At 61.2% G+C, this 18,602-nt stretch carries 16 protein-coding genes and 2 tRNA genes; 1 reads left to right on the forward strand and 17 read right to left on the reverse strand.

Annotated features, from left to right (window positions below):
- Positions 1 to 91: 91 nt before the first annotated feature.
- From truB to rlmE, 13 genes are all read right to left on the reverse strand, one after another.
- The gene (truB, locus tag IAE33_RS11570) at positions 92 to 1,009 is read right to left on the reverse strand and encodes a tRNA pseudouridine(55) synthase TruB (RefSeq protein WP_028632619.1); all 918 of its coding nucleotides are present in this window, start codon (positions 1,007 to 1,009) and stop codon (positions 92 to 94) included.
- A 3-nt stretch (positions 1,010 to 1,012) separates the two neighbouring features.
- Positions 1,013 to 1,411, reverse strand: a complete 399-nt coding sequence (gene rbfA / locus IAE33_RS11575) for a 30S ribosome-binding factor RbfA (protein WP_201163608.1) — start codon at positions 1,409 to 1,411, stop codon at positions 1,013 to 1,015.
- A 118-nt stretch (positions 1,412 to 1,529) separates the two neighbouring features.
- Positions 1,530 to 4,055 carry a translation initiation factor IF-2 gene (gene infB / locus IAE33_RS11580; protein WP_028632621.1) on the reverse strand — a complete coding sequence of 842 codons (2,526 nt, stop codon included), beginning with the start codon at positions 4,053 to 4,055 and terminating at the stop codon, positions 1,530 to 1,532.
- A 27-nt stretch (positions 4,056 to 4,082) separates the two neighbouring features.
- A complete protein-coding gene (gene nusA / locus IAE33_RS11585; protein ID WP_060481626.1) occupies positions 4,083 to 5,564 on the reverse strand; it encodes a transcription termination factor NusA in 1,482 nt (493 codons plus the stop codon).
- 59 nt (positions 5,565 to 5,623) lie between these two features.
- Positions 5,624 to 6,082 (reverse strand): ribosome maturation factor RimP, encoded by a 459-nt coding sequence (gene rimP / locus IAE33_RS11590; RefSeq protein WP_033694237.1) that lies wholly within the window; start codon positions 6,080 to 6,082, stop codon positions 5,624 to 5,626.
- A gap of 129 nt (positions 6,083 to 6,211) precedes the next feature.
- Positions 6,212 to 6,288: transfer RNA gene (locus IAE33_RS11595), tRNA-Met, on the reverse strand.
- Positions 6,289 to 6,388: 100 nt separating this feature from the next.
- Positions 6,389 to 6,474: transfer RNA gene (locus IAE33_RS11600), tRNA-Leu, on the reverse strand.
- An 18-nt stretch (positions 6,475 to 6,492) separates the two neighbouring features.
- Positions 6,493 to 6,891, reverse strand: coding sequence for a preprotein translocase subunit SecG (gene secG / locus IAE33_RS11605; RefSeq protein WP_028632623.1), 399 nt, complete (start codon positions 6,889 to 6,891; stop codon positions 6,493 to 6,495).
- Positions 6,892 to 6,895: 4 nt separating this feature from the next.
- Positions 6,896 to 7,651 carry a triose-phosphate isomerase gene (gene tpiA / locus IAE33_RS11610; protein ID WP_201163609.1) on the reverse strand — a complete coding sequence of 252 codons (756 nt, stop codon included), beginning with the start codon at positions 7,649 to 7,651 and terminating at the stop codon, positions 6,896 to 6,898.
- Between the two features lie 65 nt (positions 7,652 to 7,716).
- Positions 7,717 to 9,057 (reverse strand): phosphoglucosamine mutase, encoded by a 1,341-nt coding sequence (glmM, locus tag IAE33_RS11615; protein ID WP_201163610.1) that lies wholly within the window; start codon positions 9,055 to 9,057, stop codon positions 7,717 to 7,719.
- 16 nt (positions 9,058 to 9,073) lie between these two features.
- Positions 9,074 to 9,925, reverse strand: coding sequence for a dihydropteroate synthase (gene folP, locus IAE33_RS11620; RefSeq protein WP_201163611.1), 852 nt, complete (start codon positions 9,923 to 9,925; stop codon positions 9,074 to 9,076).
- Between the two features lie 8 nt (positions 9,926 to 9,933).
- Positions 9,934 to 11,841, reverse strand: coding sequence for an ATP-dependent zinc metalloprotease FtsH (gene ftsH, locus IAE33_RS11625; RefSeq protein WP_201163612.1), 1,908 nt, complete (start codon positions 11,839 to 11,841; stop codon positions 9,934 to 9,936).
- Between the two features lie 204 nt (positions 11,842 to 12,045).
- Positions 12,046 to 12,672, reverse strand: a complete 627-nt coding sequence (gene rlmE / locus IAE33_RS11630; protein ID WP_028632628.1) for a 23S rRNA (uridine(2552)-2'-O)-methyltransferase RlmE — start codon at positions 12,670 to 12,672, stop codon at positions 12,046 to 12,048.
- A 102-nt stretch (positions 12,673 to 12,774) separates the two neighbouring features.
- On the opposite strand from rlmE, the gene yhbY reads away from it, so the two are divergent.
- Positions 12,775 to 13,083, forward strand: coding sequence for a ribosome assembly RNA-binding protein YhbY (gene yhbY / locus IAE33_RS11635; protein ID WP_028632629.1), 309 nt, complete (start codon positions 12,775 to 12,777; stop codon positions 13,081 to 13,083).
- A 100-nt stretch (positions 13,084 to 13,183) separates the two neighbouring features.
- On the opposite strand, the gene IAE33_RS11640 is transcribed toward yhbY, so the two are convergent.
- The 4 genes from IAE33_RS11640 to carA all read right to left on the reverse strand — a co-directional run bounded on the left by IAE33_RS11640 (position 13,184) and on the right by carA (position 18,543).
- The gene (locus IAE33_RS11640; protein WP_201163613.1) at positions 13,184 to 13,624 is read right to left on the reverse strand and encodes an MFS transporter; all 441 of its coding nucleotides are present in this window, start codon (positions 13,622 to 13,624) and stop codon (positions 13,184 to 13,186) included.
- Positions 13,602 to 14,084 carry a transcription elongation factor GreA gene (gene greA, locus IAE33_RS11645; protein ID WP_174435883.1) on the reverse strand — a complete coding sequence of 161 codons (483 nt, stop codon included), beginning with the start codon at positions 14,082 to 14,084 and terminating at the stop codon, positions 13,602 to 13,604. The genes IAE33_RS11640 and greA overlap by 23 nt, the downstream gene beginning before the upstream one ends.
- Positions 14,081 to 17,302 (reverse strand): carbamoyl-phosphate synthase large subunit, encoded by a 3,222-nt coding sequence (gene carB, locus IAE33_RS11650; RefSeq protein ID WP_201163614.1) that lies wholly within the window; start codon positions 17,300 to 17,302, stop codon positions 14,081 to 14,083. Before carB ends, greA begins: the two co-directional genes overlap by 4 nt.
- Before the next feature lie 104 nt (positions 17,303 to 17,406).
- A complete protein-coding gene (gene carA, locus IAE33_RS11655; protein ID WP_028632633.1) occupies positions 17,407 to 18,543 on the reverse strand; it encodes a glutamine-hydrolyzing carbamoyl-phosphate synthase small subunit in 1,137 nt (378 codons plus the stop codon).
- Between the last annotated feature and the right edge of the window lie 59 nt (positions 18,544 to 18,602).

An 18,602-nucleotide genomic window follows, 5' to 3' on the forward strand; every position in this document is an offset into this window, starting at 1 on the left:
CCCTGTATCAATAAAAGAGGTGTGACCGTGCCTACTGACAGCCAACCTCGGTTCCGCAGGTTCGGGCACATGCCCTGGCCTGTGGTTTCGGTCATTCCGACCGAATCAGCCGACGCGGCGCAATGCGCCCGTCTTCGCTCACCTCACCGATACCGATGAAGCGGGCATTGTGATCCTGTACCCGGACCATGCCGAATTGTGGCGCGTCCGGAGCGCGTACTGCCTGGCCGTGCAGCCAGTAGAACGCGCTGTGCTCGGACAAGCACACCAATGGCCAGTCCAGCAGGCCGCTGTCCGATGGCATCAGGAAGCGGTCGAGCGCTTCGTTACCGCCTTCGGCGTGGGCCTGTTCGAGCTGCTCGAGGGTTACCGTCTGGGCCAGGGCAAACGGCCCGGCCTGGGTCCTGCGCAGTTCGGCGACATAGGCACCGCAACCCAAGGCCTCACCGATATCCTCCACCAGGGTGCGGATATAAGTGCCCTTGCTGCAACCTACGCTCAGCCGTGCACGGGTGCCTTCGCACTCGAGCAACTCAAGCCGGCCAATAGTAACAGAACGCGCCTCGCGCTCCACTACCTCTCCTGCACGTGCCAGCTTGTAAAGGGGTTGCCCATCACGCTTGAGCGCCGAGTACATCGGCGGTATCTGGCTGATCGGCCCGCGAAAACGCGGCAGTACGCCTTCGATATCGGCACGACCAACGGTCACCTCGCGGGTCTGCAGTACCTCACCTTCGGCGTCGCCGGTGTTGGTAGTCTGGCCCATCTGCATGACGGTTTCGTAGCCCTTGTCGGAATCGAGCAAGTACTGCGAGAACTTGGTGGCTTCGCCAAAGCACAGCGGCAGCACACCAGTTGCCAGTGGATCGAGGCTGCCCGTGTGGCCGGCCTTCTCGGCATTGAGCAACCAGCGCACCTTTTGCAAGGCGGCGTTGGACGTAAAGCCCAAAGGCTTGTCCAGCAGAATGATGCCGCTGACATTGCGGCGGATACGTTTGACCTGGGCCACCGCTTACTCCTTGGTGTCCGGCTCGTCGGTATCCTTGTGCAGGCGGTCTTCGGCCACTGCACGTTCGATCAGCGCCGACAGGTGAACACCACGGTTAACGCTTTCATCGAAATGGAAATGCAGCTGCGGCACGCTGCGCAGTTGCATGGAGCGGCCCAGGTGCAGGCGCAGGAAGCTGGCTGCGCTGTTCAGCGCCTTCAGCGACTGCTGCACGGCGTCGGGGGTTTCCTCGCCCATCACGGTGATGAACACCTTGGCATGGCCCAGGTCGCGGCTGACGTCAACAGCGGTGATGGTGACCAGACCGACGCGCGGGTCCTTGACTTCACGGCGGATCAGCTCGGCCAGCTCGCGCTGCATCTGATCGCCAATGCGTTGGGTACGGCTATATTCTTTGGCCATTCTTGTTACCTGTAACTTAAAGCGGCAAACGCCCGGTCAGACCAATGCCTGACCGGGCGCTACCTGAAGAGGTGCTGCAAGCCGCCCCGTAGAGGGGCTGCTCGCAACGTGCCCGCCCTTAAAGGGTACGAGCCACCTGGACTTTCTCGAAGACTTCGATCTTGTCGCCGACCTTGACGTCGTTGTAGCTCTTCACGCCAATACCGCACTCCATGCCGTTACGCACTTCGGCAGCATCGTCCTTGAAGCGACGCAGCGATTCCAGCTCGCCTTCGAAGATCACAACGTCCTCGCGCAGTACGCGGATAGGGCGGTTGCGGTACACGGTACCCTCGATGACCATACAGCCAGCGATGGCGCCGAACTTCGGCGAACGGAACACGTCACGCACTTCGGCAACGCCCAGGATGTTCTCGCGAACATCGCTGCCGAGCATGCCGGTCAGGGCTTTCTTGACGTCTTCGATGATGTCGTAGATCACGTTGTAGTAACGCATATCCAGACCTTCCTGCTCGACGATCTTGCGCGCACCGGCATCGGCACGCACGTTGAAGCCGAACAGTACTGCATTCGAAGCCAGCGCCAGGTTGGCGTCGCTTTCGGTGATACCACCTACACCACCACCGATCACGCGAACCTGCACTTCGTCGTTGCCCAGGCCGCCAAGCGAGCCGTTCAACGCTTCGAGCGAACCACGCACATCGGTCTTGAGCACGATGTTGAGGGTTTTCTTCTCTTCCTGACCCATGGTCTCGAAGATGTTTTCCAGCTTGCCAGCGTGAGCGCGGGCCAGCTTGACCTCGCGGTACTTGCCTTGACGGAACATGGCAACTTCGCGGGCTTTCTTCTCGTCAGCCACCACCGACAGCTCGTCACCGGCTTCCGGGGTACCGTCCAGGCCGAGGATTTCGACCGGGATCGACGGGCCGGCTTCCTTAACAGGCTTGCCGTTCTCGTCGAGCATGGCACGCACGCGGCCATAGTTGGAGCCGCACAGCACCATGTCGCCCTGGCGCAGGGTACCGTCCTGAACCAGGATGGTGGCCACCGGGCCGCGGCCCTTGTCCAGGCGCGATTCGACGACTACACCACGACCTGGAGCGGTCGGGGTTGCGGTCAGTTCGAGGATCTCGGCCTGCAGCAGGACGGCTTCGAGCAGTTCATCAACACCGGTACCCATCTTCGCCGAAACCTTGACGAACGGAGTGTCACCACCCCAGTCCTCGGAGGTCACGCCTTCGACGGCCAGTTCGTTACGGATGCGATCGAGGTCAGCACCTGGCTTGTCGATCTTGTTCACCGCAACCACCAGCGGTACGCCAGCAGCCTTGGCGTGCTGAACGGCTTCGCGGGTCTGAGGCATCACGCCGTCGTCCGCCGCCACCACCAGGATGACGATGTCGGTGGCCTTGGCACCACGGGCACGCATCTGGGTGAACGCTGCGTGGCCCGGGGTGTCGAGGAAAGTGACCATGCCGCGGTCGGTTTCCACATGGTAGGCACCGATGTGCTGGGTGATACCACCGGCTTCGCCAGCGGCAACCTTGGCACGACGGATGTAGTCGAGCAGCGAGGTCTTGCCATGGTCGACGTGACCCATGACGGTAACCACCGGCGCACGCGACTCGGACTGGCCTTCGAACTTCAGCGATTCGGCCAAGGAGTCTTCCAGGGCGGTATCGCTGACCAGGGTGACCTTGTGGCCCAGCTCTTCAGCGATCAGCTGTGCGGTTTCCTGGTCGAGCACCTGGTTGATGGTAACCGGGGTACCCATCTTGAACATGAACTTGACCACTTCAGCGCCCTTGACGGACATCTGGTTGGCCAGCTCGGAGACGGTGATGGTCTCGCCGATGGTCACGTCACGGATGACGGGGCCAGTCGGGTTCTGGAAGCCGTGCTGGTTACGCTTCTTCAGCTTGCCTTTGCCACCACGGCCACGACGAGCGCCATCGCTCTCTTCGTCGGTGGTGCGCGGTGCTGCACGCGGCGTAGGTGCCTTTTCCTTCTCTTTTACCTTGACCTTGATCGACACACGCGGCGCCTCGCCACGACGACGGTCGTCATCACGGGTACGGCTTTCGTTGCGACGGGTCTCGTCCTTCTTGCGCTCGGCAGCACGGGCTGCGGCGTCTTCGGACGCAGGGGCGTCGGCAACTGCCGGTGCAGCAGCGGCCGGTGCCGGTGCCGGTTTGGCGGCCGGTGCAGGAGTAGCGGCAGGCGCCTCAGCGGCCTGACGGCGTGCCTGCTCCTCGTTGCGCTGACGGACTTCGGCCTCGACCTTGTCACGTGCAGCGTTTTCAGCCGCACGGCGCTCTTCCAGCTCACGCTTCTGCTCAGCCTGGATTTCTTCCGGGCTGCGCTGCACGAATACTTTCTTCTTGCGTACTTCTACGCTGATGCTCTTGCTACCGGCGACACGCAGGGTGCTGGTGGTTTTGCGCTGCAAGGTAATCTTGCGCGGCTCTTCCGCCTTGCTCTTGTGGCTGCTCTTCAAATGAGTCAGCAGGGTCTGCTTCTCATTGTCGGTCACTACCTGACCGGCGTCGGTGTGCGGCAGACCTGCCTCACGCATCTGCTGCAGCAGGCGCTCTACCGGTGCCTCGACCTCTTGGGCCAGTTCTTTCACCGTGACTTGCGTCATGCACTTCTCTCCTCAGGCCGCGCCTAATTACTCGAACCAGTGGGCTCGGGCGGCCATGATCAACTTGCCGGCACGCTCTTCGTCGATGCCGTCGATGTCGAGCAGATCGTCGATCGACTGCTCGGCCAGGTCTTCGCGGTTAACCACGCCGCGCACCGCCAGTTCCGCTGCCAGGTCCTTGTCCATGCCCTCAAGGGAGAGCAGGTCTTCAGCTGGATGTGCGTCTGCCAGTTTTTCTTCGGTAGCGATGGCCTTGGTCAACAAACGGTCCTTGGCCCGAGCGCGGAGCTCATTGACGATATCTTCGTCAAAGCCATCGATGTTGAGCATTTCTTCCAACGGTACGTAGGCAATTTCTTCGAGGCTGGTGAAGCCTTCGTCGACCAGCACTTGGGCCAGCTCCTCGTCGACTTCCAGCTCGTCAATGAAATTGCGCAGGATGTCACCGGTTTCGGCCTGCTGCTTGGCCTGGATGTCCTTCTCGGTCATCACGTTCAGGGTCCAGCCGGTCAACTGACTGGCCAGGCGAACGTTTTGACCACCACGACCAATGGCTTGGGCCAGGTTGTCTTCGGCAACGGCGATGTCCATGGCATGGGCATCTTCATCAACGATGATCGCCGCGACTTCAGCCGGCGACATGGCGTTGATGACGAACTGCGCCGGGTTATCATCCCACAGGACGATATCCACACGCTCACCACCCAGCTCCCCGGATACAGCCTGGACGCGCGACCCACGCATGCCGATACAGGCGCCTTGCGGGTCGATACGCTTGTCCTTGGAGCGGACGGCGATCTTGGCTCGCGAACCCGGATCACGGGAAGCAGCCATGACTTCAATGAGGCCTTCAGCGATTTCCGGCACTTCAATGCGGAAAAGCTCGATCAGCATCTGTGGCGCAGTACGCGACAGGATCAGCTGAGGGCCACGGTTTTCGGTGCGAATTTCCTTCAGCAGTGCACGCAGGCGCACACCGACACGGAAGGTTTCGCGGGCAATGATGTCTTCGCGGGCCAGCAGCGCCTCGGCGTTGTTGCCAAGGTCGACGATGACGTTATCGCGCGTCACCTTCTTCACGGTGCCGGAGATGATTTCGCCAACGCGCTCGCGATAGGCATCCACCACCTGGGCGCGCTCGGCCTCACGGACCTTCTGCACGATGACCTGCTTGGCGGTCTGGGCGGCGATACGGCCGAATTCGATGGACTCGATCTTTTCCTCGATCACGTCACCGACCTTGGCAGCCGGGTGAGTGTCCTTGATCTTGTCGAGCCAGGTTTCGATGGCCGGGTCGTCCAGGTCGGCTTCGTCGACCACGGTCCAGCGGCGGAACGTCTCGTAGCTACCGGTGTGGCGGTTGATTTCCACACGCAGATCCACTTCGTCTTCAAAACGTTTTTTGGTTGCGGTAGCCAGGGCCACCTCCAGCGCTTCGAAAATGACGCCGGGGGGTACACCTTTTTCGTTGGATACCGATTCAACAACCAGCAGTACTTCTTTGCTCATCGTACGCCTCGCCTTGCGCAAGCCATTAGGCCCGGATAATCCGTCGGGCCCGGCACGTCTCAGTCAAAACTGGGAATAATATTGGCCTTGTCGATCGAATCGATCGGCAAAAGGAACTCCTGGTTGTCCACCTGGACCACCACATCCTGCTCCTCCACACCACGGAGAAGGCCCTGGAAGTTACGACGACCCTCGAAGGGTGAGCGCAGCTTGATCTTCACTTGTTCGCCGGCATGCGAGGCAAACTGTTCCAGAGTGAACAGTGGGCGATCCATGCCGGGAGAAGACACCTCGAGGGTGTACTCACTGCTGATTGGATCTTCCACATCGAGGATGGCACTGGCCTGACGGCTGACCGCTTCGCAGTCATCCACCAAAATGCCGTCTTCCTTGTCGATGTAGATGCGCAGTACCGAATGCTTGCCTTGGGAAACGTACTCGATCCCCCAGCATTGATAGCCCAGACCCTCGACAACCGGGGCCAACAAGGCCTGCAACTGTTCTAGCTTGCTCGACACCTGAACCCCCTCGTGCATGCTGTGCAAATAAAAAATGGGCGAAGCGCCCATCCCTGAAAGCGCCGTTGGACAACGACGCCTGAACTGTTCGGTTAGCAAAAAGCCCCTGAAAAGGGGCTCCGCTGAAGCTGGTTGCGGGGGCTGGATTTGAACCAACGACCTTCGGGTTATGAGCCCGACGAGCTACCAAGCTGCTCCACCCCGCGACAAAGCTGGGGCGAAAGTATAAGACCTAACCCGCTTGAGGGTCAATTCCAAACCGTCGCCTACAAGAAAGCCCGCTAAAGCGGGCTCTCAAGCTTTAATTGGTACCGAGAAGGGGACTCGAACCCCTACACCCTATGGGCACAACCACCTCAAGGTTGCGTGTCTACCAATTCCACCACCTCGGCAATACTACTTGAAACCCGTTACTTCTGCTCTTCTGCCGGAGGAGGTACATCACCCGAATTCGGAGTGGCTTCGCTCTTCTGTTGTTGGAGCACCGGTACATCATCATTGACTGCCGGTTTTGGCTGCTCTTTCACTTCTAGCACTGCCGGATCTGGAAGACCTGCTTGGCTAAGCTGGTGAGCTTGTTGCTTCGCGAAGTATCCTAACCCAAGTGCTGTCAAAAAGAAAGTGGCAGCGAGTATAGCAGTTAATTTACTTAGGAAGGTGGCCGAGCCCTGACTTCCGAAGACGGTATTGGAAGCGCCGGCACCAAACGATGCACCTGCTTCCGCCCCCTTGCCCTGTTGCAACAGTACCAGCACTACGAGCGACAGCGCTGCCAACAGATGAAAAACGACGATGACTGTTTCCAGCATTTTTTCAGTTTCCTGCGGCGCGACAAATTGCACCGAATTCGTCTGCGTTCAGGGAAGCGCCACCAATGAGGCCCCCATCGATATCCGGCATGCCGAACAGTTCGGCCGCATTGGCCGCCTTCACGCTGCCGCCGTAGAGCAACTGCACCTTCGCAGCTACTTCAGCATCTTCCGCCGCCAGCTGACCGCGGATGGCGGCGTGCACATCCTGAGCCTGCTGAGGCGTGGCCGTAAGGCCAGTACCAATGGCCCATACAGGCTCATAGGCAATTACTGCATTGGCAAAAGCGGCAACACCGAAAGCTTCGATGATACTGCTTAGTTGACGCCCGACAACTTCGAGCGTTTTGCCAGCTTCGCGCTCTTCCAGGGTTTCCCCTATGCACAGCACGGGCTTCAAACCTTTGGCCTGGGCCGCTGCAAACTTGCGGTTGAGTACTTCATCACCTTCGCCCATTACTTGGCGACGCTCTGAATGACCCACCAACACCAACTTGCAACCTGCTTCAACCAGCTGTTCCGGAGCAACTTCCCCGGTCAGCGCACCCTGTTCGGGCAGTACTGCAGAATTCTGTGCGCCGACGGTAATGTGTGTACCCGCCAGGCCATCAACCACTTGGTGGATGAACAAGGATGGCGGAAATACCGCGACTTCCACTTCGCTCGGCAGGGCGAGATTGCTCAAGCCCTCGGTCAGCTCAGCGACGCTGGCGCGGGTACCGTGCATCTTCCAGTTACCAGCTACCATAGGGCGACGCATGCTTTACCTCGTCGGTCAAAGTGGGCGCAGATCTTACCCAACCAGATCCGCGCTGGCAAGCGCCTTCAGGCACAAACTTCGCTGACCAATTTCGCCAGCGCCTCGGCATGCTGACGCACCTGCGTCTCGTCCTCGCCCTCGACCATCACCCGCACCAGCGGCTCGGTACCGGACTTGCGCAACAGCACCCGCCCGCGCCCCGCCAGGGCCTCGGTGACCTGCGCAGCGGCCTCTTTCACCGCCGGGTGCTCCAGCGGGTCGACCTTGCCTGCACCGAAGCGCACGTTGATCAACACCTGAGGGCATTTGCGCAGCGCCTGACGCGCCTGGGCCAGGGTTTCGCCGCGGCGCTTGAGCGCCATCAGCACCTGCAGCGCAGCAATGATCGCATCGCCCGTGGTGGTGTAGTTGCAGCACACCACGTGGCCGGAATTCTCGCCCCCCACCAGCCACTCGCGCTCAAGCAGTTCGGCCATGACATAGCGGTCGCCGACCTTGGCCCGCACGAACGGAATATCCAGGTCTTTGAGCGCCAGCTCCAGGCCCAGGTTGCTCATCAGCGTGCCTACCACCCCGCCCTGCAGCTTGCCGCGGTCCTGCAGGTCACGGGCAATGATGAACAGCAGCTCGTCGCCATCGACAATGGCACCGGTGTGGTCAACCATCAGCACGCGATCGCCGTCGCCGTCGAACGCGATACCCAGGTCGGCATGCCCCACCAGCACCGCAGCCTGCAGCGACTCGATGTGGGTCGAACCACAGCCTTCGTTGATGTTCAGGCCATCGGGCTGGGCATGCAGCACGGTCACATCGGCACCCAGTTCGCGGAACACGCTGGGCGCCACCTTGTAGGTGGCCCCGTGGGCGCAATCCACCACCAGCTTGAGGCCGGCAAAGCTGGTGCTGCTGGGCACGCTGCTCTTGCAGAACTCGATGTAGCGCCCGGCGGCATCGTTGATGCGCGATACCTTGCCCAGCTTGCTCGACTCGACCACGGTCATGGGCTGGTCGAGCAGTTCCTCGATCATCAGCTCGACCTCATCGGGCAGCTTGGTGCCCTGGCCCGAGAAGAACTTGATGCCGTTGTCGTCATGCGGGTTGTGCGAAGCACTGATGACGATACCGGCCTCGGCGTGGAACGTGCGCGTGAGGTAGGCGATGGCAGGCGTTGGCATGGGGCCCAGCAGCATCACATCGGCGCCGGCGGCAGACAGCCCCGCCTCGAGCGCGGACTCGAACATGTAACCGGAAATGCGCGTGTCCTTGCCGACCAGCACACGGCAATTGCCCTGCTTGCGGAAGGCCATGCCAGCAGCCCAGCCAAGCTTCAACATGAAGTCAGGGGTGATCGGGTATTCCCCGACGCGGCCACGAATGCCGTCGGTACCAAAGTATTTTCTGCTCATAGAAACTCCAGAATTCTTATTCGGCGCCTTGCACCGCAGCGATCATGCGCACCACATCGACGGTTTCGGCCACATCATGGACCCGGAGGATGCTTGCACCCTTGGTCATGGCCAACGCCGCCAGCGCCAGGCTGCCGTACAAGCGCTCGCCGACCGGACGCTCCAGCGTCAGGCCGATCATGCTCTTTCTCGACACACCCACCAGCAGTGGGCGGCCCAGGCGATAGAGCGCTTCCATATGTTTGAACAGGCTGAGGTTGTGCGCCAGCGTCTTGGCGAAGCCAAAGCCCGGGTCAAGGATGATTCTGCTGGCATCGATGCCAGCGGCCGCGCAGGCTGCCATGCGCTGTTCAAGGTAGCGCGCGACGTCCTCGATCACATTGTGGTAATGGGGGTCGTCCTGCATGTTACCGGGCTCGCCGCGCATGTGCATCAGGCAAACAGGCAAGCCGGTATCGGCAGCAGCATCCAGTGCGCCATCGCGCTCCAGGGCACGCACGTCATTGATCAGCCCGGCACCAAGGCGCGCGGCTTCGCGCATCACTGCCGGGGTGGAAGTATCCACTGACACCACCACGTCCAGCCGGCTGTTGATGGCCTCGACCATGGGCGCCACCCGCTCAAGCTCCTCGGTAACCGATACCGGACGTGCACCGGGCCGGGTCGACTCACCGCCGATGTCGATCAGCGTGGCGCCGGCCGCGACCATGGCTTCAGCATGGCGCAGGGCTTCGTCACGCTGGCTGAACCGGCCGCCATCGGAAAAGGAGTCTGGGGTGATGTTGAGGATACCCATCACATGGGTACGCGACAAATCAAGAACCCAGTTGCCGCAAGGCAACCGGGTCGGGTACTGCACTGAGCTCATAGCTGCCCTTAGTTTTGCGCCGCCGGACCACCGATTGGCGACTCGGGGCGGTCACCCTGAGGCGCTGCCGGGGTGCCTGAAGTGGAGTCATCATCCCAGTCACGCGGCTCGCGCGCAGTACGGCCGGCCATGATGTCATCGATCTGCTCGGCGTCGATGGTCTCGTACTTCATCAGCGCTTCGGTCATCGCATCAAGCTTGTCGCGGTTTTCGGTCAGGATCTGCTTGGCGGTGGCGTAGCAATGATCGATGATGCTGCGCACTTCGGAGTCGATCAACTTGGCCGTTTCGCCGGAGACGCTGGCCTGCTGGCTACCTGCACTGCGGCCCAGGAACACCTCGCCCTCTTCCTCTGCATACATCAGCGGGCCCAGCTTCTCGGACAGGCCCCACTTGGTAACCATGTTCCGGGCGATCTGGCTGGCGCGCATGATGTCGTTGGACGCACCGGTGGTGACACCGTCGAAGCCCAGGGTCATCTCTTCAGCGATACGGCCACCGTACAGGGAGCAGATCTGGCTGATGAGCGCGCGCTTGGAGAGGCTATAGCGGTCTTCTTCCGGCAGGAACATGGTCACACCCAAGGCGCGGCCACGGGGGATGATGGACACCTTGTAAACCGGATCGTGCTCAGGCACCAGGCGACCGACGATGGCATGACCCGCTTCGTGGTAGGCCGTGTTCTGCTTTTCTTTCTCGGACATGACCATGCTCTTGCGCTCGGCGCCCATCATGATCTTGTCTTTGGCCAGCTCAAACTCTTTCATGTCCACCAGGCGCTTGTTGGCGCGCGCGGCGAACAGCGCAGCTTCGTTGACCAGGTTGGCAAGGTCTGCACCGGAGAACCCGGGTGTACCGCGGGCAATCACGGCCGGGTTGACGTTGTCGCCAATCGGCGCCTTGCGCATATGCACTTTGAGAATTTGTTCACGGCCACGGATATCCGGAAGGCCAACCACCACCTGGCGGTCGAAGCGGCCAGGGCGCAGCAGTGCCGGGTCCAACACATCGGGGCGGTTGGTGGCAGCAATGACGATGATGCCATCGTTCATTTCAAAGCCGTCCATCTCGACCAGCAACTGGTTGAGGGTTTGCTCACGCTCGTCGTGACCGCCGCCCATACCGGCGCCACGGTGGCGGCCAACAGCGTCGATCTCGTCGATGAAGATGATGCACGGGGCGTGCTTTTTGGCCTGCTCGAACATGTCGCGCACACGGCTGGCGCCGACACCCACGAACATCTCCACGAAGTCCGAACCGGAAATGGTGAAGAACGGTACCTTGGCCTCGCCGGCAATGGCCTTGGCCAACAGGGTTTTACCGGTACCGGGTGGGCCGACCATCAGCACGCCGCGAGGAATGCGGCCGCCAAGGCGCTGGAACTTGCCAGGGTCACGCAGGAACTCGACCAGCTCGCCGACCTCTTCCTTGGCCTCGTCGCAACCCGCGACGTCAGCCAGGGTGGTCTTGACCTGGTCTTCGGACAGCAGGCGTGCCTTGCTCTTGCCGAAGCTCATGGGGCCGCCCTTGCCGCCCGCACCGCCTTGCATCTGGCGCATGAAGAACATGAACACCGCAATGATGACCAGGATCGGGAAGCTGGCAACCAGCAATTGCGTCCAGATGCTCTGCTGCTCAGGCTGTTTGCCTTCCACAGTGACGTGGTTGTCTACCAGGTCGCCGATCAGGCCATTGTCGGTAATGGCCGGGCGCACGGTCTTGAAGCTGTCGCCGTCGGAGCGCTTGCCGGTGATGATGTAGCCGTCGACGGTCACTCGCTCGACCTTGCCATCCTTGACCTGCTGGATGAAGTCGGAATAGTTGAGGGTCTGCGGCTCGTTAGGGCTTGAGAAGTTGTTCATCACCGTCACAAGGACAGCTGCGATGATCAACCAGAGGATCAGATTCTTTGCCATGTCGTTCAATTCGCTACCCTCTGAGGCCGGCGCACGACGCAGCCGTGCCTCGCATGATATTCATCGCCCTAACTTACTACATTACCTACGCAACCGCAGGCACCGTCTGTAACCCTTTGTGAAATCCAGACTACACGAAGTTCGGACGATCCTGACGCAGTGGCCGATTGGAATTAACTATCGGCCACCCCGCTTCAAACCTTGTCATGCTCCTTTGAAACCCTTGCCCAGCAAGTACTGCTCGCGCGAGCGGTCCCGCGACGACGACGGCTTGCGCATCTGTACCTTGTCGAACTTGCTGCGCACGTCCTTGAGGTAAACGTCGAAGCCCTCACCCTGGAAGATCTTGATCAGGAAGTCCCCACCGGGCTTGAGCACGCGGGTCGCCAGGTCCAGGGCCAGCTCGCAGAGGAACATGGCACGTGGCATGTCCACTTCGGGCGTACCACTCATATTGGGGGCCATATCGGAAATCACAAGGTCCACGTGCGAATCGCCGACGGCCTCGAGAATGCGCTGCAGGACTTCATCGTCGGTGAAATCGCCGTGAATGAAGGTGACATCGGGGATGGAGTCCATTTCAAGGATGTCAGAGGCGATCAGCCGGCCCTGGCCACCAATCAGACGACTGGTCACCTGCGACCAGCCACCCGGGGCGGCCCCCAGGTCGATTACGCTCATGCCAGGGCGGATCAGCCGGTCCTTTTCCTGGATCTCGAGCAGTTTGTAACTGGCCCGCGAACGGTAGCCATCCTTTTGCGCCTGCTTGACGAAAGGGTCGTTGAAGTGTTCGCGCAGCCAGTTGGCGCTGCTTTTGGAACGTTGTACCACGGGGCACCTCGATGATATGCGTCGTGATTGACTGGGCGGAGCCGGGGGCCCTCGGGTAAAATGCCTGTCAATTTTACAGAATCAGACGGAAAGGGTCAGATTATGCCGCTCAATAACGAGCAGAAGAAGCAATACAAGTCCATTGGTCATGACCTGAAGCCGGTCCTGATCGTTGCTGGCAACGGCTTGAATGAAGGCGTGGTCGCCGAACTTGAGCGCGCGCTGGTCGACCATGAGCTGATCAAGGTCGAGATTCGTTCGGAAGACCGCGAAGAACGCGCCGAAACCATCGCCGCGCTGTGCAAGGCCGGCCGTGCCGAACTGGTGCAGACCATCGGCAAGAAAGCCCTGATCTACCGCAAGAACCCACAGCCGAACAAGCAGCTGTCCAACATTCACCGTTACAAGTAACGGCAAGGTCGCTTGTGGGAGCAACCGTCTTACCTACCCGTTGGCGCCTCGCGCATCGCCGGCAAGCCGGCTCCCACAAAAGCCTGGCAGTGGGCTGCGCCTAGCGGCGCGGCCTGACCGGAACGGGCTGGGCCACCAGCACGATGCCGGAAAAACCCAATACCAGAAAACAGAACATCTGCCAGCGCTCGCCCACCGAGATGCCGTAGCGCAGGGTGTAATACCCCACGCACGCCCCCAGGCCGAGCAACAGCATCTGGCCCCGGAACTGCCGCCACCATGCCGGCAGGCCGTCCACCCTCGCCAGCACCGCCAGCTGGGTCAACAAGCCTAGCAATGCCACCCCGATCAACCAACGGTCGATCTGGCCGGCGATATCCTGCACCAGAAGCGGCGCCAGGCCACTGACTTTCAGCGCAGGCACCAGCCCTACATGGAACACCCATAGGCCGCCAACCCAGAAAACCTGGGCCAGCTGCCAGAGGATCCCCTCCAGGGATGGCGCCCGCAGGCGCCGGTCAGATGTGCTGGACTTCGACAATCTCGTACTCGACCGTGCCGCTTGGCGTCTTGATGACGACGACGTCGCCTTCTTCCTTGCCGATGATGGCCTTGGCGATCGGGGCGCCGCTCGAGAGCTTGCCCTGTTTCACGTCAGCTTCATCTTCACCGACGATCTGGTACTTCACTCGCTCGTCGGTCTCGGTGTTGGCCAGCTCGACGGTAGTGCCGAAGATGACTTTGCCGGTGTGCGGGATGGTCTTCACGTCGATGATGACCGCGTTCTGCAGGCGGCCTTCGATATCGCGGATACGCGCTTCAACCATGCCCTGCTCTTCGCGCGCGGCATGGTATTCGGCGTTCTCCTTCAGGTCGCCCAGCTCGCGCGCTTCGCCAATGGCCTGGCTCAGGCGCGGGCGCTCGGTCTTGCTCAGAAACAGGTGTTCCTCTTCCAGGGCGCGTGCGCCCTGGACGGTCATCGGGTACTTGATAATGCTCATGCTTTCATTCCTGCATGCAGATCCTGCAAGCGACGAACGGTCTTTTCCGGACCGAATTTCAGCGCTTCACAGATGGCTTCACCGGCCGCAATGGTCGTGGTGCAGTAGATTTTGTGCTGCAGCGCATTGCGACGAATCGAGTAGGAATCGGCGATCGACTGCCGGCCTTCGGTGGTGTTGATGATCAGCGACACCTCGTCGTTCTTGATCATGTCGACCACATGCGGGCGGCCTTCGGTTACCTTGTTCACGCGGCGCACTTTAAGGCCAGCCGCTTCGATAACCTTGGCGGTACCCGCCGTTGCAACCACTTCGAAGCCCAGGGCGATCAGGTCGCGGGCAACGCCAGCCACCTGTGGCTTGTCGTCGTCACGCACGCTGATGAACGCGGTACCACCGGTCGGCAGCACTTCGCTGGCACCCATCTGGGCTTTGGCGAACGCTTCACCGAAGGTATCACCAACACCCATGACCTCACCGGTCGATTTCATCTCAGGGCCGAGGATCGGGTCAACCCCCGGGAACTTGGCGAACGGGAAGACGGCTTCCTTGACGCTGTAGAAGTTCGGGATGATTTCCTGAGTGAAGCCCAGCTCCTTCAAGGTTTTGCCGGCCATGACGCGGGCCGCGATCATGGCCAGGGAAGTGCCGATGCACTTGGACACGAACGGCACGGTACGCGAGGCGCGCGGGTTGACTTCGATCACGTAGATCTTGTCGCCCTGCAGGGCCAGTTGCACGTTCATCAGGCCGACGACACCCAGCTCAAGGGCCATCTTGGCAACCTGTACGCGAACTTCGTCCTGCACTTCCTTGCTCAGCGAGTAAGGTGGCAGCGAGCACGCCGAGTCACCGGAGTGAACGCCGGCCTGTTCGATGTGCTGCATGATGGCGCCGATGACCACGTCGGTGCCGTCGCACACGGCGTCCACGTCCATCTCGATGGCGCAGTTGAGGAAGTGGTCCAGCAGTACCGGGCTGTCGTTCGACACCTGCACCGCTTCACGCAGGTAGCGCTTGAGCTCGTCCAGTTCGTAGACGATCTCCATGGCGCGACCACCCAGTACGTAGGACGGGCGCACCACCAGCGGGTAACCGATGCTGCCAGCTGCGCTGATCGCCTCTTCTTCGCTGCGCACGGTCGCGTTTGGCGGCTGCAGCAGGTTCAGGCGCTGAACCATCTGCTGGAAGCGCTCACGGTCTTCGGCGCGGTCGATGGCGTCCGGGCTGGTACCGATGATCGGTACGCCAGCCTCTTCCAGGGCGCGGGCCAGTTTCAGCGGGGTCTGGCCACCGTAGTGGACGATCACGCCTTTCGGTTTCTCGACGCGGCATACTTCCAGCACGTCTTCCAGGGTGAGCGGCTCGAAGTACAGGCGGTCCGAGGTGTCGTAGTCGGTGGAGACGGTTTCCGGGTTGCAGTTGACCATGATGGTCTCGTACCCGTCTTCGCGCAGCGCCAGTGCCGCATGCACGCAGCAGTAGTCGAACTCGATGCCCTGGCCGATACGGTTAGGGCCGCCACCCAGAATCATGATCTTGTCGCGGGTCGACGGGTTGGCCTCGCACTCTTCCTCATAGGTGGAGTACAGGTAGGCGGTGTCGGTGGCGAACTCGGCGGCGCAGGTGTCGACGCGCTTGTACACCGGGAACACTTCCAGCTTGTGGCGGTGACGGCGCAGGTTCTTGTCGGTGATGCCCAGCAGCTTGGCCAGGCGCTGGTCCGAGAAGCCCTTGCGCTTGAGGCGCAGCATCAGGCTCTTGTCGATCGACGACAGGGCCAGGGTCTTGACCTTCTCTTCTTCCTTGATCAGATCTTCCATCTGCACCAGGAACCACATGTCGATGCCGGTCAGGGCAAAGATTTCTTCGCAGGTCATGCCCGAACGCATAGCGTCAGCCACGTACCAGATACGCTCGGCGCCCGGCACGGTCAGTTCGCGCTTGAGGATACCGGCAGCTTCCGGGCTGGCCAGGTCAACTTTCGGGTCCAGACCGCAGGCACCGACTTCCAGGCCGCGCAGGGCTTTCTGCAGGGACTCCTGGAAGGTACGGCCGATGGCCATGACTTCACCCACGGACTTCATCTGGGTGGTCAGGCGGGCGTCGGCTTTCGGGAATTTCTCGAAGGCGAAGCGTGGCAGCTTGGTGACCACGTAGTCGATCGACGGCTCGAAGGACGCCGGGGTGCGGCCGCCGGTGATGTCGTTCTGCAGCTCATCAAGGGTGTAGCCGATGGCCAGCTTGGCAGCGATCTTGGCGATCGGGAAGCCGGTAGCCTTGGAGGCCAGCGCCGACGAACGGGAAACCCGCGGGTTCATCTCGATGACGACCATGCGGCCGGTGTTCGGGCAGATACCGAACTGCACGTTGGAACCGCCGGTTTCCACACCGATTTCACGCAGCACCGCCAGCGAGGCGTTGCGCATGATCTGGTATTCCTTGTCGGTGAGGGTCTGCGCCGGGGCTACGGTAATCGAGTCACCGGTGTGCACGCCCATCGGGTCGAAGTTCTCGATCGAGCAGACGATGATGCAGTTGTCCTTCTTGTCGCGGACCACCTCCATCTCGTATTCCTTCCAGCCGATCAGCGATTCGTCGATCAGCAGTTCCTTGGTTGGCGACAGGTCCAGACCACGGGTGCAGATTTCTTCGAATTCTTCACGGTTGTAGGCAATGCCGCCGCCGGTGCCGCCCATGGTGAACGAAGGGCGAATGATGCAAGGGAAGCCCAGCTTCTCCAGTACCGCATTGGCCTCTTCCATGCTGTGGGCGATGCCCGAGCGCGGGCACTCCAGGCCGATGTCTTTCATGGCCTTGTCGAAGCGCGAGCGGTCTTCGGCCTTGTCGATGGTGTCAGCGTTGGCACCGATCATCTCCACGCCGAACTTTTCCAGCACGCCGTGGCGCTCCAGGTCCAGGGCGCAGTTCAGTGCGGTCTGGCCACCCATGGTCGGCAATACCGCGTCCGGGCGTTCCTTCTCGATGATCTTGGCCACCGACTGCCACTTGATCGGTTCGATGTAGGTGGCGTCGGCCATGGCCGGGTCGGTCATGATGGTGGCGGGGTTGGAGTTCACCAGGATGACGCGGAAACCCTCTTCGCGCAGGGCTTTACACGCCTGGGCGCCGGAGTAGTCGAATTCGCAGGCCTGGCCGATCACGATCGGGCCAGCGCCGAGAATCAGGATGCTTTTGATGTCTGTACGTTTTGGCATGGTGGTCACTCAAATCCGGGGTCAGTCGGCAAGCCGCTTTGAACAATCTGGGTCAGGCGCTGCCGGGCGCAGCAGAGCGCGCCCGGGGCCTTGAAGCAGGATGCTCAGCGGCGCTTGGCCATGGCATCGGTGAAACGATCGAACAGGGGCGCGACATCGGTCGGGCCCGGGCTTGCCTCAGGGTGGCCCTGGAAGCTGAACGCGCTCTTGTCGGTGCGTTCGATACCCTGCAGGGTACCGTCGAACAGCGACTTGTGGATGGCGCGCACATTGCCGGGCAAGGTCGCTTCGTCAACGGCAAAGCCATGGTTCTGGCTGGTGATCATGACCACGCCGGTGTCCAGGTCCTGGACCGGGTGGTTGGCACCGTGGTGGCCGTGGCCCATCTTCACGGTCTTGGCGCCGGAGGCCAGGGCCAGCAGCTGGTGGCCCAGGCAGATGCCGAAGACCGGGATGTCGGTTTCAAGGATTTCCTTGATGGCCTGGATGGCGTAGTCGCAAGGCTCGGGGTCGCCAGGGCCGTTGGACAAGAACACGCCATCGGGGTTGAGCGCCAGCACTTCGCTGGCCGGGGTCTGGGCCGGCACCACGGTGACGCGGCAGCCACGGGCAACCAGCATGCGCAGGATGTTCAGCTTGACGCCGTAGTCGAAGGCCACCACGTGGTACGGCAGGTCGGCAGCGTCAAGGGTGGGGTGGCTGTCGGTTTTCAGTTCCCACACGCTGGAGCGCCACTCGTAGCGTTCCTTGGTAGAAACGACCTTCGCCAGGTCCATGCCCTTGAGGCCTGGGAAACCACGCGCGGCGGCGATGGCGGCTTCTTCGCTGATGTCGTCACCGGCCAGGATGCAGCCGTTCTGAGCGCCCTTCTCACGCAGGATACGGGTAAGGCGACGGGTGTCGATGCCGGCGATGGCTACCACATTGTTGGCCTTGAGGTACTCCGGCAGCGACTGGGTGTTGCGCCAGTTGCTGGCCAGCAGCGGCAAGTCACGGATGACCAGGCCGGCGGACCATACACGGTTCGACTCGGCGTCTTCCGGGGTGGTACCGGTGTTGCCGATGTGCGGGTAGGTCAGGGTGACGATTTGCTGCGCATAGGAAGGGTCTGTAAGGATTTCCTGGTAGCCGGTCATAGCGGTGTTGAAAACCACTTCACCAACGGTCTGACCGTCGGCACCGATTGCCTCACCGCGAAAAATACTGCCGTCGGCAAGGGCGAGTATGGCTGGCTTTGTCAAGAAGACCTCCCGTAAATCAAGCATGAAGGGGCGATCGCAGGTTGCAAAAAAGCGGAGTG

Source organism: Pseudomonas sp. S60 (assembly GCF_016647865.1).
In the GTDB taxonomy this organism is placed as follows: Bacteria; Pseudomonadota; Gammaproteobacteria; order Pseudomonadales; family Pseudomonadaceae; genus Aquipseudomonas; species Aquipseudomonas parafulva.